Origin of the sequence: Kineosporia sp. R_H_3 (assembly GCF_002198675.1) — a bacterium.
Classification (GTDB): Bacteria; Actinomycetota; Actinomycetes; order Actinomycetales; family Kineosporiaceae; genus R-H-3.
In genome coordinates, this window is the sequence record NZ_MWLL01000199.1 from 1 (window position 1) to 14,415 (window position 14,415).

Annotated in this window: 13 protein-coding genes; 1 reads left to right on the top strand and 12 read right to left on the bottom strand. The window is 72.8% G+C overall.

What is annotated here, in order from left to right; genetic code table 11:
- Positions 1-102: 102 nt before the first annotated feature.
- Complete coding sequence (locus tag ECOMGDLI_RS24620) at positions 103-345, bottom strand: hypothetical protein (protein ID WP_088319495.1); 243 nt, start codon at positions 343-345, stop codon at positions 103-105.
- A 410-nt stretch (positions 346-755) separates the two neighbouring features.
- On the opposite strand from ECOMGDLI_RS24620, the gene ECOMGDLI_RS24625 reads away from it, so the two are divergent.
- On the top strand, positions 756-1,592 hold the full coding sequence (locus ECOMGDLI_RS24625) for a hypothetical protein (RefSeq protein WP_143447905.1): 837 nt from the start codon (positions 756-758) through the stop codon (positions 1,590-1,592).
- Here the strand turns inward: ECOMGDLI_RS24625 and ECOMGDLI_RS24630 are convergent.
- From ECOMGDLI_RS24630 to ECOMGDLI_RS24685, 11 genes are all read right to left on the bottom strand, one after another.
- Positions 1,577-3,574: a hypothetical protein gene (locus ECOMGDLI_RS24630; RefSeq protein ID WP_143447906.1), complete on the bottom strand. Its 1,998-nt coding sequence runs from the start codon at positions 3,572-3,574 to the stop codon at positions 1,577-1,579. The genes ECOMGDLI_RS24625 and ECOMGDLI_RS24630 overlap by 16 nt on opposite strands.
- Positions 3,575-4,183: 609 nt before the next feature.
- Positions 4,184-5,119, bottom strand: a complete 936-nt coding sequence (locus tag ECOMGDLI_RS24640; RefSeq protein WP_088319499.1) for a hypothetical protein — start codon at positions 5,117-5,119, stop codon at positions 4,184-4,186.
- A 101-nt stretch (positions 5,120-5,220) separates the two neighbouring features.
- Positions 5,221-5,454 carry a hypothetical protein gene (locus ECOMGDLI_RS24645; RefSeq protein WP_088319500.1) on the bottom strand — a complete coding sequence of 78 codons (234 nt, stop codon included), beginning with the start codon at positions 5,452-5,454 and terminating at the stop codon, positions 5,221-5,223.
- 47 nt (positions 5,455-5,501) lie between these two features.
- Entirely contained in the window at positions 5,502-5,918 is a 417-nt protein-coding gene (locus tag ECOMGDLI_RS24650) for a hypothetical protein (protein WP_088319501.1), read from the bottom strand.
- A gap of 632 nt (positions 5,919-6,550) precedes the next feature.
- Entirely contained in the window at positions 6,551-7,558 is a 1,008-nt protein-coding gene (locus ECOMGDLI_RS24660; protein WP_088319502.1) for a hypothetical protein, read from the bottom strand.
- A 13-nt stretch (positions 7,559-7,571) separates the two neighbouring features.
- Positions 7,572-8,354, bottom strand: a complete 783-nt coding sequence (locus ECOMGDLI_RS24665; protein ID WP_143447908.1) for a hypothetical protein — start codon at positions 8,352-8,354, stop codon at positions 7,572-7,574.
- Between the two features lie 10 nt (positions 8,355-8,364).
- Positions 8,365-8,937, bottom strand: coding sequence for a hypothetical protein (locus tag ECOMGDLI_RS24670; RefSeq protein ID WP_088319504.1), 573 nt, complete (start codon positions 8,935-8,937; stop codon positions 8,365-8,367).
- Positions 8,938-9,154: 217 nt separating this feature from the next.
- Positions 9,155-11,602: a hypothetical protein gene (locus ECOMGDLI_RS24675; protein WP_088319505.1), complete on the bottom strand. Its 2,448-nt coding sequence runs from the start codon at positions 11,600-11,602 to the stop codon at positions 9,155-9,157.
- Positions 11,603-11,909: 307 nt separating this feature from the next.
- Entirely contained in the window at positions 11,910-12,215 is a 306-nt protein-coding gene (locus tag ECOMGDLI_RS24680; RefSeq protein WP_088319506.1) for a hypothetical protein, read from the bottom strand.
- A 250-nt stretch (positions 12,216-12,465) separates the two neighbouring features.
- Positions 12,466-12,666 (bottom strand): hypothetical protein, encoded by a 201-nt coding sequence (locus ECOMGDLI_RS34015; RefSeq protein ID WP_143447910.1) that lies wholly within the window; start codon positions 12,664-12,666, stop codon positions 12,466-12,468.
- 378 nt (positions 12,667-13,044) lie between these two features.
- A complete protein-coding gene (locus ECOMGDLI_RS24685; protein ID WP_088319507.1) occupies positions 13,045-14,412 on the bottom strand; it encodes a recombinase family protein in 1,368 nt (455 codons plus the stop codon).
- Positions 14,413-14,415 lie beyond the last annotated feature (3 nt).

Genomic DNA, 14,415 nt, shown 5'->3' on the forward strand with positions numbered 1-14,415 from the left:
TGCCGGCTGACGCTGCGGGCCACGTTGGGGAAGGGGGCTGACAAGGTCCGCAGTCCCCGCAGGGGTCCGCGCTCCGGCCTCGAGCCGAGCGGGCCCGCAGCGTCAGCCGGCAGACGTCGCCCGGGTCGGCGGGCAGTGGAAGTACCGCCACGGCTCGCCCGGCCGCGGCAGCCGCCAGAACGGCGCCCGGGCGTAGCGGACCCCGACCCACCAGACCGTCTCGGTGGCCTCGTCGAGGGCCATCACCACGCGGCGGATGTGCCGGGGAGGCAGGTTCGTCCGGTCGAGCTCGACGTCGACGACATCGCCGTCCGCCGGGCCCCCGTCGCACCACGCCTGCGCCATACGGCCAGGGTGCCCCCCGTCGCCGACGGCGGTCCAGGGATCAGGCCCGTCGTCCGGTTCACGCTCCCCCCGGCCTCGACGTACTCTCGAAGCCCGTGAAGACGCTGATCACCGCGGTAGCGGTGCCTGCCCTGCTCGGCCTCGTCCTCAAGGATGCGTGGGCCGGGTGGTGGCGAGCGGCCCGCCGGTTCGCTCGCTGGGCGCCGGCCGCCTGGGCCCGCTGGCGGACCCGCTGCGAGACCTGCGGCGGCCACGGTGGCATCAAGCGCACGCTGCCGCTAGTCATGTGGTCGGGTGGCCCGCGGCCCGCTCAGCCGACGACGTTCTGTCGCACCTGCCGACCGCTGCGGTAGCCGTCGATATGCACCAGGCGGCGTGTCGGCCGGGGCCGGGTCGGTAGCGTCCGGCGGATGCATTCCGTGGACTTCGTCGTCAACTGCTACGAGCGCACCTACCGGGAGGTGCTCGCCCCGGGCTACGTGAGCGGGCTCGCCGAGGCGCAGCGCTTCCCGTTCGCCTCGGTCACCGTCCTGGTGAACAACGTGGACGACCGGGCGGACGCTGAGGCCCGCGCGAAGGAGCTCGGCGAGGCCGACCCGGGGGTGTCGCGGGTCGAGTTCGTCGCCGACCACCTGCTGGCCGCTCTCGCCGTGACCGGCCTGCGGGCCCGGCACCTTGAGCCGCTGGGGCACTTCACCGACTGTGGGCTCGTCGCCGCGACCCTCCCGGGTCCCGAGTGGCTGTGCTACTGGGATGCCGACGCCCGTCTCCGTGAGCCCGCGGACTGGCTGACGCCGACGCTGGCCGCGATGGACGCCGACCCGCGGCACGGCGTCGGCAACCCGAACAACTGGCACCCCGGCCTCGCCGAGCGTGAGGCGCTCATCGTGGACGGGGACGTCGCTGTCGGCTACGGGTTCTCCGACGTCGCGTTCCTTGCCCGCCGCGCGGACCTGGCCCGGCCGGTCTACCGGAAGGTGAGTCCGGCGTCGTGGCGGTACCCGCTCGCGCACGTCGAGCCCGTGTTCGAGCAGCGCGTCGACGCCTGGATGCGCCGCGAACGACGGACCCGCGTGACGTACCTGCCGGCCGTGGTCGAGCACCTCGGGGAGGCCGGCGGGAACTACCCCGCCGGCGGGGTGCGGGAGCGGGTGCGGCGGGCCGCGTTCCGCCGTGCGGGCCGGGCGGCTGCCGCAGTGAGCAGTCACCCGGCCGCGCGGGCGTGGCCCCGTCAGGTCGTCGGGTAGAGCGCCTTCAGGGCGTACAGGTTGGCAGCCCTGACGGCGACCTCGTAGTGCCAGTCGGCGAGGCTGGCCGGGCGGTAGACGAAGTTCCAGTGTGTCGCCGACCAGACCGTGCCCGCCGGGATGGCCTTCGTCCCGGCATAGATGTCGGCGCCGCCCGGCTGGGCGTTCTTCCACCAGACGTTCATGTAGTTCTTCGACAGGTAGACCCGCGAGCGGACGTTGTCGACCTCGGCCCGAGCGAGGACCGTGTCGGCGTCGTAGATGTTGCCGTAGCACCATCCGGTCGTCGGCTCGTAGATCGCCCCCCAGGTCGCGATACCGGAGACCTCGGGCGCCGGTGTCGTCGACACCGCGCCACTGCGACGCGCCTGGTTCGTCACGGGCGGCGAGACGGGGACCGCGATGGCCGAGCCGTCGTCGGTCCACGACGTCGCGGCCGGCCCGACAGTCGCCAGCAGGCGTTCGACGCCGGAGGTGCGCCCGTAGACCCGGTAGCCGGCCGCGTTCGTCACCGCCGACCACGTCAGGGTGACGGTGGACGTCGACCCGGTCGTGGCCTGCGTGACCGCGGTCGAGCCGGTCGACTCGCCGAGGTCGGACATCGTCGTCACCCGGTAGGAGTAGGTGGCGGCGGCGAGCGTCCCCCCGGTCGTTGCCGTGGACGGCGACGGAACCGGCGACGAGAGCTTGTCGAAGAAGTCGGTCTCGTTGAGCACGGACAGGCCCGAGCCCAGGCGCGCGTACACCGGCAGGCTCGTCGAGTGCGTGGTCATCCACTCGAAGAACGTGTTGTAGGTCTGGTTCGACGTGAACGTCGTGGTCCGGTCCACCCGGTGCATGCCGTCCGGGAAGATGGTGACGAGCCGGTCGACGTCCGCGAAGGCCTGGTTGTTGTCCTTGCGCTGGTACTGGGTGGGCAGGAAGACCTGCACGCGCCGGCACGTCTCGAGCTGCTTGGCGATGGTGTAGGTGACGAACCCCGCGCCGTCGCCGCGGTCGACCTTGAGCGTCGCCGTCGCGCCGGGCCGCGCCAGCTCACCGCCGTGGATGTTGCCGTAGAGGTCGTACCCGTTGTACGGCCCGCCTGGCGTGGCAACGCCCATGATCTGGTCGTTGTTCGTGTCCCGGATCATCTTCACCGGCTGCGCCGTGGTGTTGGGGAGCAGGTCGGTCCCGGAGACGGTGGTGCCGGTGCGGATGAAGTTCGGGTCTGGCGTCGCCGACAGGAACGGGTTGTCTGTCGCCGACCCGAAGATCCCCACGGGCGCCCACGGGCCGGTCGTGGATGTTGTGGCGAGCTCGTGCCGCACGGCCTTGTAGGAGCGTGACGGCGCGTCGTAGTGCCACTGCCAGAGCGCGACGTCCGTTCCCGTCGACGGGAACTGAGGCTGCGAGATCATCGACGGGCGCTGCACGTGGGAGATCGACCTAAGCGACACGTTGGAGATCGACACCGTGCCCGACGCGGCGTTGTTCTGGCTTTCGAGCCGGACCTCAAAGACGGGGAAGTCTGCCTGCGGCTGGAACTCGAAGACGATCTTCCCGGACTTCTTGGCCGCTGCGTTCGTGATCAGGTACTGCTGCGCGGTCCCCGGGTGAATCGTGTTCCCGCCCGAGTCGGTGAGCAGCACGCTGATGCCCGCCCAGCCCGAGGGGACGGTGATTGCCCAGTCGAAGGACAGCCGGTAGGCGTAGTCCCTGTTCGTGCTCGGGAACAGGCCCGACAGCCGGGTGCGGTTGAAGTTGTTCGTCGTCCCGTTCGCGGTCAGCGACGGCGACAGGGTCGACGAGTTCCACCCGCCACCGACGGAGAAGTTCGCCAGCGTCCACAGCTCGGGCCCCTGCGGGGTCCCCGGCTCCCAGAACCGGGTCGGAGTCCCGTTGCGGATGCCGAACGCCTCACCGATCGTGGCGTTCTGGGCGGCCGAGTTGGCGACGGCCTGGGCGACCGCGCGGTTCACGGGCGACTTCAGGATGTCCACGGTCACACCACCCTTGCGAAGATCGACGGGATGACGCCGCCGCCGAACGACGACCCCGCCCAGGTCGACGGGAAGGTCGTCGTCGCCCACTCATGGCCGTACCGCCCGGCAGGGTTCGTTGCCTCGCCCTGGCTGGTCGGGTACGGCGATGAGNGGCTGGTCGGGTACGGCGGCCACGACGGGGTGACCGACCTGAACGTCACGGTCCCGCCGATAGGCACGATCGCCCACCAGTAGACGACCCCCGCAGTGAAGGTCTGGGACACCGTGAGTTCCTTGATCCCGGTCGTCGACGAGTCGATCATGCCGCCCGAGGTGAACTCCTGCACGAGCGTCCCAGGCTTGAATGAGCCGTTGTCGGCGTACAGCGCAAGCCGCACCGTGGACGATGCCACGGCGCCGGTCACTTCCAGGCCGACCCGGTCCAGGGCCCAGGCGGCGGCGTACTGCGCCGGGTATGCCTGCGCGAAGGACCCGCCGAGCGCGCCGGTGCCGCCGGTGCCGAGGTGCCAGAACACGTTGTTGTAGGTCGAGCCGGTGCGCATCGTCTTCGCCGCCGGGCCGGGGGTGACGCTGCGCCGGAACGGGACGTCGATGATCCCGGCCATGTCAGGCGACCGTCATCGCGGGGCGGTTCGTGACCGCGCCCGTCGTGCCGTCGCGGGTCACCGCGGGCTGTGTGACCGTCTTCGTCGTTCCGCCGACCCAGGTCACCGTGTAGGCGTCCACGAGGCCGGGGAAGGTGCTGCTGACGGTCGTCGCGGTGTAGGTGCCGGTCACACCATCCGGCCACACCACGCCGCCCGTGGTGGCCGCCCCGTTCGCGTCGCGGGTGATCGCGCCGACGAGCAGGGCGTCGAGGTTGCCGGCGGCGTGCAGCTTCAGCCAGGCGTCGGACCCGACCGCTGGCCCATAGGTGCCAGACAGGCCCGAGATGGCGGCCGTGAGCTGCGCGTCCGTCGCAACCTCGACGGTCGTCCCGTCGACAACGAGCGTCCCGTCGGCGTCCAGCGTGACCGTCGAGCCACCCGACCCCGTCACCGCGGCGAAGCTGCCCGCGGCGAAGCTGCCGCCGGCCGTGTGCGCCGTCGTGCAGCGGTACAGCGTCCCGGCGTTGACGACGAGCTGGTCGGCGACGTAAGCCGCGCCCGTCGCCCACGTGGCAGCCTTCGGCGCCAGGGTGGCGACCGCCGCGGCGAGCTGGGCGTCGGTGGCGACCTCGACCGTGGTCCCATCGACGACGAGAGTGCCGTCGGCGTCAAGGGTGACGACCGACCCGGAGCCACCTCCCCCGCCGGTCCCGCCGGCCTCGATCGCGGCCAGGCGCGCGGCCACGGTCGGCGAGGACCCCGACGGGTTCCCACCGAGCTCGGTTTGCACCGCGACGACGGCGTCCTGCAGGTCGTTGATGTGTGAGGCCCGGATGGTCTGGTCGGGGCCCTCGGTCTTCACCGTGAAGGTGTCGACGTCGTTGGGGTAGTCGCTCGGCACGAGCATCACGCTTCCGCACCCCAGCCGCCCGCGCCGCAGCCGGAACTTCCGCACCAGCCCCACCTGCGACAACGACCCGGAACGCGGGTTCCGCCACCGACGACGGCAGCCCCCGTCCGGCGTCACGGACGAGGGCTGCCTGCTGGGGCAGTCGCTCAGCGGCCGGCCGGCGGGGTGACGGTCCAGCCCAGCTCGACGAGCTGCTCGACTACGCCGCGCATCCGCTCCGCCTCGTCGGCGATGTTCGCGGCCTTCTCGGCCTCCGCGGCGGCGGCGGCCTGGCGCTTGAGCACCTCGGCGACGCGGGCGCCCGGCTCGAGGGGCAGGCCCAGACGGTCGAATTCCGGCTCGGCCTCGACGACGTCCGGCTCGCTGGTCGATGTGGTCATGATCGTTTCTCCTTGGGTGATGCGTCGGTCCGCCACGACGGCGGGGATCAGAGGGTCGTGCCGCGCCCAGAGCGGCGGCGGTCCCGCAGCGCGGCCAGGGCGTCGATCTGCATCTGCGCCTGCGACGTCGGGGACGAGCTCCGGCCGACCGGCGGCGTGCCCGCCCCAGCGGCCGGGCCCGCGAGGCCCAGCACCCGCAGCGCGTCGAGCAGCTTCGGGCCGAGCGCGGCGAGCGTCTCGGCCTCGCCGACGCGGCGGCGCAGCGCGGCCAGGGACACGCGGTCGTTGTGCTCGAGGCCGCTCTCGTCGAAGTCGTCGAGGGCCTGCGCGACGTCCGCAGCGCCGTCGATCTGCCGGGCGTACTCGACGGCCAGGGCGGCGACCGCGGACGCCGCGGACGGCCCCTCAAGGCCGGCCGCGCGGATGCTCGCCTCTACAGCGGCTTGCAGCGTCTTCTCGCTCATCGTCGCCCTTTCTTGATCGTTCCCGCGGACTTCCGCGGCGCTGCGACCCCTACCGGGCGGGGTGTCTACCCCCCGGGGGTACCGGGGAGAGGGAACCTTGACTGCGAGGGTCAGGGGGGCCAGGGCATGCGGGAAAAATGACCCGCTATGTCCACTTCGTCCGCGGGAGCGGCTGAGGATCTGTCGGGGCTCGTCGTCGCCTGCCCCGCTGCGTGTTGCCCTTCGTCGCGCCGGCCGATCGGTTGCCCGGGCAGGTGCCGGTGCGGTGCCGGTGCTCCGGGCCCCGGGTGATCGACCGATCGTGGTCGTCGTGTCCGAGATCCCACAGCGCGCCAGGCTGGATGACCTGCCCGCACCGCCAGCACGTCGCTTGCCCGGCCGCCACGATCGGCGCCCACCACGAGCGCGTGCGCTGGTGTGCAGCGCCGTAGCCACGTCCTGCGGTGCTGCCACGTCCGGACATCGCCGCCTCGCTCGGTCGGGGTGGTCGGGTGGTGCAGTCCCGGGGTGGGGCGCAGGTCGACCGGGCCGCTGAAGGGGTGCGACGGCCCCGCGTGGTCAACCTTCGTTCCGCTGTCCCCGCCGCCATGAGGCAGGGCGGTGGCGTTGACGCCCATCACCCCGGGACCAGCTCAGTAGGTGATCTTCCGGACGTAGGTCGGGCGGGCCACGTGGACGAGGGCGTACCCGACGAGGCCCAGGACGGTGGTGGACACCCGGCCCTTGCTGCGGTCGAGCATCAGCTCTCGCGGCGCCGTTGCCCAGCCGTGGACGTACCTCGCATCGAGCAGCCACGACACCGTGGGCAGGGCCCAGGCGGCGCGCAGCGGGCGACCGAGGACGACGACGCCGTCGGCCTCGTCGTCGCCGGTCGGGGCGTCCGGGACGAGGCGCTGCCCGGCGCTGTCGACGGCACCGACAAGGGCCTGGTAGAGCGCGGCGTGGAGGAAGCCGGCACGCATCCCGGCGCCGCCGCGGATGTGCGCGAGCGGCGCGAGCTGGCTGCGCAGGGACGCGACGAGCGTCGCGTTCGTCGACGCCGCGGTGACGGCGATCGTCGTCGGCGAGCTGATCGCGGCGAGGGCTGCGGCGGCGCGGGCCTCGAGCGCCTCGTCGTAGCTGCGACGCATCTCGCCCCACAGGGCGGCCGACAGGGTGGGGTTCCCTTCGCGCTGGTCGGACAGCTCGCGGCTCAGGTCGACGTGACCCATGACCGACGTCGCGTTGACGGCGGGCCCGCCCGTCGTGATCGCCGCCGCGGCCGGCTCCGTGCCCTCGGCACGGGTGTCGTCGACGAGGTTCGAGCCGGTCGCGTAGGTCGGGACGAGGAACGGCTCGGGGCCGGCGAACGGCGCCGGCTTGGCGATCGCCGACCACAGGGGCGTCACGTACGGCGACTCGGGCAGGTAGGTCGCGCTGCCCGTCCGTGCGGTCGCGACGGCGTCTGCGCGGGTCACGGCGAACGCCTCGCGGATGAAGGCGTTCAGCCGGGTCCCGGCCTGGCCGTCCCCGCGGGCGAACGCGAGGACGTCGCCGCTGAACTCGTGGGAGCCGGGGCGGCCGGTGAAGCTGTACGGCGACGGCTCGACGACGCGGGCCGTGCTCGTCCGGCCGAACAGGCCGGGTGCGGTCGTGGTCATGGTGCTGCGCCTCCTAGGCGGTGATGCCGGCCGGGTCGGCCGGGGTCGTGTCGGTCGGCGGGACGGGCAGCTGCCCCCACAGGGACGACGCGCGTCGCCCCTGGCCGAGGGCGGCCTCGAGCGCGACCACGAACGACCGGACGTCCGCGCCGAGCGTCGACACGGCGACGCTGCGGGCGGTGGCCTCATTGATCAGGTCGGTCGGCGTGGCGATCTGCGCCTGCCGAGCGGCGTCGAACTTCGACTGCACCGGGCGGGTCCGGGCCTGCCAGCTCGAGGCGTGCTCGAGGGCGGCCCGGGCGGCGACGATGCAGGCCGCCCATGCGCGGGTGGCCGCGACGAGGTCGGGGTCGGTGTCGTCGAGCACCTCGAGCAGCTCGACGGCGACGCCCTCGACCCGGGCCGTGATGGCGGCCTGGCGGTCCTGCTCGGCCTGGCGGGCCGTGCGGGTCGCGCGGATCCGCGCGAAGTCGGCATCCGCACGGGCCCGGGCGAGGTCGCCACCGGTGACCCGGTCGTCCCCCGCGTGGATCAGAAGCTCGATGCGGGCGAGGCGCTCGTCGGGGGTCATGCCGTCGAGCTCGGACTCGAGGGACGTCACGGTCTCGGCGCTGCTGACGTCGAGTCCGAGGATCTCGCGGACCCGGCGGACGACGCCGGGCCGCTCACCGCGGGCGAGCAGCGGGCCGGGGTCCTCGCCGTGGGCGACCATCTCGCGAGCCAGGGCGTCGGCGACCTGCCGGTCGGACGCGACGCTGCCCGGGGCGGCGGCAGGCACCCCGGGCAGTGTCGTCACGACCGTGCCGTCACCCGGCGCGGACTCGGCAGTGCTGCGCCGGGCAGGGTGCACCGCGGGGGATCCACCAGCGGCCGCCGGCCTGCTCGGCGCCGGGGATGCTGCGGGCGTAGCGCCGGACGAGTTCGGGGCTGTGCCCCCATCGGGCTGCGGTTGCTTCGGCGCTGTCGTAGTCACCCTCTGACAGTTCCGTAGCGGACCGCTCCCGACCCCCTCGCGGAAGTTCCGACGGGTCCCTGCCTGCGGATTTGAGGATGACGTCTTCGGCGGCCACGGCGGCCTCGTCGGGCTCCTCCCGCTTGCGCCGGGCGAGGATGGCTCGCGCGAGCTGGCGGGCGGCCACCCCGGTGAGGTGGATGCCGTTGACGCGCTCCGCCTGCAGGCCGGTCGCGGTGGCGCTGGGTGGCTGCGTCGAGCGGCTGAGGATCTCCTGCTCCGCCTCAATCTCGTGGGTCAGGACGGCCATCCGTCGGCGCTCGGCGAGGACGGCGTCGGCGAGGGTCTGCAGGGTCGCCTCGTCGACGTACCAGACGTCATTGGGGACGCCCCTGCAGGTCGGCCGGCGGCGACGCGCGGCGGTCACAGGACACCGCCGGGAAGGCCGTGGGGACGTGGGGAAACGTGGGGATCCCCACGACGCCCGCCGAGATGCATCTGCAGAATCCGGTTACGCTCCGTCATACCTGCAGGTGAAATCATCGTAGTAAGGGGACTCGCATTAGTCCCCTCAGAGGCCCGTCGTGGGGATCCCCACGTTCCCCACGTTTCGGCCCCCACGTCCCCACGTCCCCGGCGGGGGCTCACAGCGGCCTCGCCGAGCCGGGTGCGACGGCGTCGTCGTCGACGGTGATCCACCCTCTGGCGGCGGCCTCGGCGACCGCTGCCGTGAGCCGTGGCCGGGACCTCGAGTCGGCAGCCTTGAGTAGGCCGCCTTCGCCGCGGATCGCCCGGCGGCCCTTGTCGTGGACCTGCACGCCGACCCATCGGGCCACGCGCTCGAGCTGCGCATCCCCGGCGGCTTCAAGGGCCTGATGTCCGGCGACGGTGGCCCGGACCTGCGTCCGCACCGCCCGGTCCTCGTCGGCTCGCCGCCGCTGTGCTTCGGCGGCCTCGATCTCGTTGACGAGGCCGTCCCGGACGGCGCAGGACGTCTCCCAGACCTGCGCCGCGAGCTGCCAGTCGTCCTCGGTCACGTCGCCACGGAAGTCGAGGACGGCGAGCAGCGCCGCGGTCTTCGCCATGTGCAGCGGCCAGTGTCCGTTCAGCCCCTCGTCCGGCGCGTCCGGGAGCATCGCGGCCCGGCGCCGCTGAAACAGTTCCTCCTTCGCCGTCTCCGGGAGGACGAGGTCTGTCGTGGGGAGCGTGTGCCCCAGGTTCGTCAGCGACCCCGGCCAGTCGGTGCGCCGCTCCGGAGGGTCGCTCCGGTGGGCGCTGAAGAACAGGAACCGCTGCGGTGTGCCGCCCTGGTCGGCGAGCAGCGGGGCCGCGGTAGCCCGCTGGTAGCCGATGACGAGGCCGAGGGCGTAGGTCCCCGCCTCGACGAGCCGGGTGCGGTCCGCTGAGGCGTTGGTGGCGCCCAGGTCTTCGCCGACCCACGCCGTTCGGAGTGTCTGCCCGACGGTCGCGCCGGCCCGCTCGAGCATCTTCGACAGGGCCTCGCCCTCGTCGAGGTAGAACGACACGCCGTCGCGCACCTTCGCGCGTTCGGTGACCCGCTTCATCTTCGGCTGCCCGGCCTTCTCGTGCCGGGGGCCGTAGACCTCGCCGGTGTCCTCGTCGCGTGACACGAGGCCGTAGTAGGCCTCTGCGATCCCTTCGCCGCTGCCGAGCGGTAGGGAGTCCCGATAGTCGAGGACGCCGAACGGGACGGGCAGGAGCTGCTTCGCCGCCTTGTTCGCCCGCGTCTTGCCGGCCGACGAGCTGCCGACGATCGTGACGAAGACGTTCAGGCAGGCGGTTCCGCTGCCCGTCTCGACGCGGACTTTCGGCGAGATGAACGACGACAGCCGGGCTAGGACGGCGCCGAACACGGCGTCGGGGGAGCACATCTGCGCGTCGGCCGCGGCCTTGATGCGCGCGAGGACGGGCCGCGATGCCCAGAACGCCGTTGGGAGGTTCTGCGGGACCCGCTGGGGCGTCGCAGGCGCGGGCGCCGGGGTAGCGCCGGCCGGGTCTACCCCGGCGCTTGTGGCGCTTCCTGACGGCACCAGCCCGTCGAGGTCGAACGCGCCGCCGCCCCCGTCGAGTCCGCAGTCGCACGTGGAGAGGATCTCCCCGCCGGACTCACCGAGCCGCTTGCCGACGGACCCTCGCACCATCCGCCACCATTCCGACGACACGGACGCCGGTGCGCCGCGTAGCTCGCCCCGTGCCGCGACGTACGCCGCGCTGTGCTCCACGAGCGCTCTCCGGACGCCGGCGTGCCCTTCGATGCCAAGGCAGACGAGCCGGTGGAGCGGGCCGGGCGCATGGAAGCCGCCCGCCCCGCCGCGGGCGCCCTCGATGCGTGCCAGCTCGGCCGCCAGAGCGTCGGTGACGACCTGGCAGGGGTCGCCCGTCCGGAACGCCTCGAGCGCTGCGACCGTGGCGCTGTCGCTGGCGGCGGCGCCTTCGAGGACGTCACCCGGCTTGGTGAGTGCCTCGATCCATGCCGCCGGCATCTGGGTCAGCTCGTCGGGCCTCGGCGGGCGGTCGCTGAGCGCGCCGTCGGGGGTGTACCACCGCACCTGAGTGCCCAGGTCCGGGTGGATCGACGGCCAGGCCAGGAGGTAGCGGTGCCCGTGGTGCAGGGCGTCGAGACCGGGGCCGGGGTGGTCGATCCACACTCGGCCTTCGCCCGGTTCGGCCCTGTAGACGTTCGTCCGTGCCGGGTGGCCGTCGCCGCGCGCCGTCGAGCTCCACGTCGGCGGCAGAGGTGAACCGACCTTCGCCGCGAGGTCCCGCAGGCTGGCCTCGGCCGGCTTGCCTGAGTGCGCGTCGACGTCGTTCCCGTAGGTGCCCTTCGGGAGCCGCAGCCCCAGGTTGTCGGCGGCCTCGATGCCGTCGCACCATGACTGGACGTCGGCCCCGGACGGCATCTCGCCGGCGTGGCCGGTGAAGCCGACCGGCGGCGGGAACTTGCCCGTCCCGTACACGTCTTCCCCGGTGCGGCGCCGGTACATGAACCGGCCCTTGCGACCCAGGGGGATGACGCCGTCCCAGCCCTGCCGCCGGTAGGTCCAGGCCTCGTCCGCGTAGGGGGTGCTCACTGGCCGTCCTCCCCACGGAGGATGGCGAGCCAGCACGGCTCGTTCGCGGATCCGTCGGCGTGGACCGGACCGATGGTCATCGGGTACGCCGACGTGCCGCAGACCGGGCACGGTTCGGTGGTCTCGAGGACCACCCGGTCAGGGACGTACCGGTACTGCGCCACCCATGAGCCGGTCGTGACGTGGCCGCTGCTGACGGCATGCGCCGTCCCCGCAGGCAGGGCCGCCGTCCCGGTCCAGGTCTTCGGGCAGACCGTGCACGAGGCCGTGGCCGTCCGCGAGACAGTCTGCCGGCGATATCCGCGGCTCACTCTGCACCGCCGTCGATCCAGGCGGCCATGCGGGGCAGCAGGACCGGGCTGGACGCCGCGCAGCCGTCGTCGTGGCGTAGCTCGACGCGCAGGGCACACCCGGCGTCGTCCGCTGCCCGCCGGGCGGCGCGGTTGGGCAGCGCGTACCTCGCGCCGCACTCGGGGCACTGGCCGCCGATGTTCGCGCGGCGACGGGCCTCGATACCTCGGGCCAGCTCGGCCGACGGGGCGTTCTCCGTCCCGCGCCAGGCGATGCCGGGGCTGACGACGAGGATCTTCTTGCCGTCCCGGTAGGTCGACACGAAGCTGTTGAGGAAGCGTCGGTTGCGGGAGCCGCGTCGTAGACTGGTGATGGCCTCGTCAGCCTGCTGTGTGTTCGATCCGCCCGTCCCCTGGTCGCCCGGCCCGGGGACGGCGGCATTTTGGTGGCTCATGACCGTGCCGCCCTTCTGGCCGGCCGCAGCAGCACTGCGAGGCGGGCTGCGACGTCGGGGGCGATCGGCGGGGCGGTGTCGACGAGGCGTCGGATGTGCTCGGCTCGCTCGTCGGGCGTCATGCCTGCCCCTCCTCGGCGACGATGGCGGCGATCTCACGCCGCTGGTCGGGGGAGAGGTCCTGCCAGCGGGAGGTCACGGCGCGCACCGCCGAGGCGAGGTGACCCCGACGGGCCCGGCACGCTCGCTGCTCGGGGGTCATGTTGGCTGCCGCCGCGAGCCCGCCGAGGCGGCCTCGTTCGCTCGTACTAAGGGACATGGGAGTTCTCCTGCGGAGACGTGGTCAGTGGTGCGACCGCGGTCCGCTGAGACCGTCTCGCATTCGCCCCGACGCGACGGGGTACGCGTTAGTCCTGGTTCACGCCGCGCCGGAGCTGCCGGACTTACCTACGACGCCCCGGTTGCGAACTCGGGGTCCCTATCAAGCTAACCCGGTGCGACCGGGGCCATCTGTTTCTCAGATTAGGCCAAGCGCTATGCGGCTGCAAGGCGCGCTGCCGTGAAACCGTTGTGTCGCAACGGATTGAGTTGTGCAATGCTGTATTGAATTGATGCATGAATTGAGTACCTGAATACGTACCTCAGGTTGGTTCCGTGCTCAGCAGGGTTGAATTAGAGGGGTTGCGCCAGCCCGCCTCTAGTCGCGGAAGGTGACGTCGACCGAGGTCGGAGAAAACTTCGCCCGCCCGCGTGTCGCGGACATCACCCGCACCTCGACAAGCGCCGCGACGACCGCCCGGCGCGCGCCGAGCTCGAGGGCTCCCCATACGGCCGCGGCGTCGTCCGCTGCGATCAGCGGCGCGAGCACGTCGCCCCGGGCGGCCTCTGCGACCTGCGCCTCGAGCCGCGCGACGTCCGCGCGCAGTCGCGACGCGGTCGCGCGGACCTCCGCGGGGGTCAGTGTGCCGTCCTCGAGCAGGTCGGCCAGCTCGCCGAGGCGCTCCCGCTTCACCGCGAGCTCGTCGTTGGCGGCCTCGAGGGCGGCCTGATTGTCCTCCGCGAGCAGCGCGACGGCGTCCGGGCGGCCGAGTCGCTCGATCACGACGTCGCTCACATACTTCTCGATCAGCTCGGCACGCCGGGACAGGTGCTGCACCGGCCCCGCGCAGCGCAGCGTCCTGGCGCCCTTGTTGGCCCCTGTCCGCAACGGGCCGCCGCAGACCCCGCACGATGCGATGCCTGACAGCAGCGACACCCGCGCGGTCGTCGGGGTCGTCCGGCGAGCGGGGTCGCGCAGGATCGACACCACGGCGAGCCAGACGTCCTCGGATAGGACGGCGGGCCAGGCGCCCTCGCCCAGGATCTCCCAGCGGTCGTGCCCGAGCGTCCGCGCCGCCTTCGCCGCCAAGCGCGGGTTGAGCAGGAGCGTCCGCACCGAATGGTTCGCCCAGGGGCGTCCGCGTGACGTGGTGAGCTGGGCGGCGTTCCACGCCCGGGCCACGGACGCAAGCGAGCCGCCGGCGAGGATGGTGCCCGCGGCCTCGCGGATCAGCTCCGCCTCGTCGTCGATGAGGGTCATCCCGTCCGCGGACCAGCCGAGCGCGCGCGAGCCGAGCCAGGGGCGGCCGGCGGCGACGCGCTGGACGTGCATCTCACGCTGCCGCAGGCCCTTCTGGCGGACCTCCATCCGCGCAAACGCCGTGAGGATCGCCGCCTGGGCCTCACCTTCGGGCGTCGTCAGATCGAGGCCCCCCTGCACCGTGGCGGCCTTCGCGCCGGTGGCGATGAGCCGCTCGACGTCGGACAGGCGCCGGGCGAGCCGGTCGACGGCGAACGCGACGACGACGTCGAACAGGCCGGCCGAGGCGTCGGCGAGCAGCTGCGCGAACGCGGTGTCGTCGCCGCGGTCCTTCGTTGCGGACGTGCCGTTGTCGACGTACTCGCGGACGACCTCCCACTCGCGCGCGGCGCACAGTGCGAGGCAGGCGTTCCGCTGCCGGTCGACGGCGGCCGACTCGCCGGAGCGGTCGAGGGACTGGCGGAGGTAGACAGCGGCTTTCGTCATGTG

Excerpts from the sequence above, each read along its gene's own strand:
- ECOMGDLI_RS24620 (WP_088319495.1), bottom strand. The coding sequence starts at position 345 with ATGGCGCAGGCGTGGTGCGACGGGGGCCCGGCGGACGGCGATGTCGTC.
- ECOMGDLI_RS24625 (WP_143447905.1), top strand. The coding sequence starts at position 756 with ATGCATTCCGTGGACTTCGTCGTCAACTGCTACGAGCGCACCTACCGG.
- ECOMGDLI_RS24645 (WP_088319500.1), bottom strand. The coding sequence starts at position 5,454 with ATGACCACATCGACCAGCGAGCCGGACGTCGTCGAGGCCGAGCCGGAA.
- ECOMGDLI_RS24650 (WP_088319501.1), bottom strand. The coding sequence starts at position 5,918 with ATGAGCGAGAAGACGCTGCAAGCCGCTGTAGAGGCGAGCATCCGCGCG.
- ECOMGDLI_RS24660 (WP_088319502.1), bottom strand. The coding sequence starts at position 7,558 with ATGACCACGACCGCACCCGGCCTGTTCGGCCGGACGAGCACGGCCCGC.
- ECOMGDLI_RS34015 (WP_143447910.1), bottom strand. The coding sequence starts at position 12,666 with ATGTCCCTTAGTACGAGCGAACGAGGCCGCCTCGGCGGGCTCGCGGCG.
- ECOMGDLI_RS24685 (WP_088319507.1), bottom strand. The coding sequence starts at position 14,412 with ATGACGAAAGCCGCTGTCTACCTCCGCCAGTCCCTCGACCGCTCCGGC.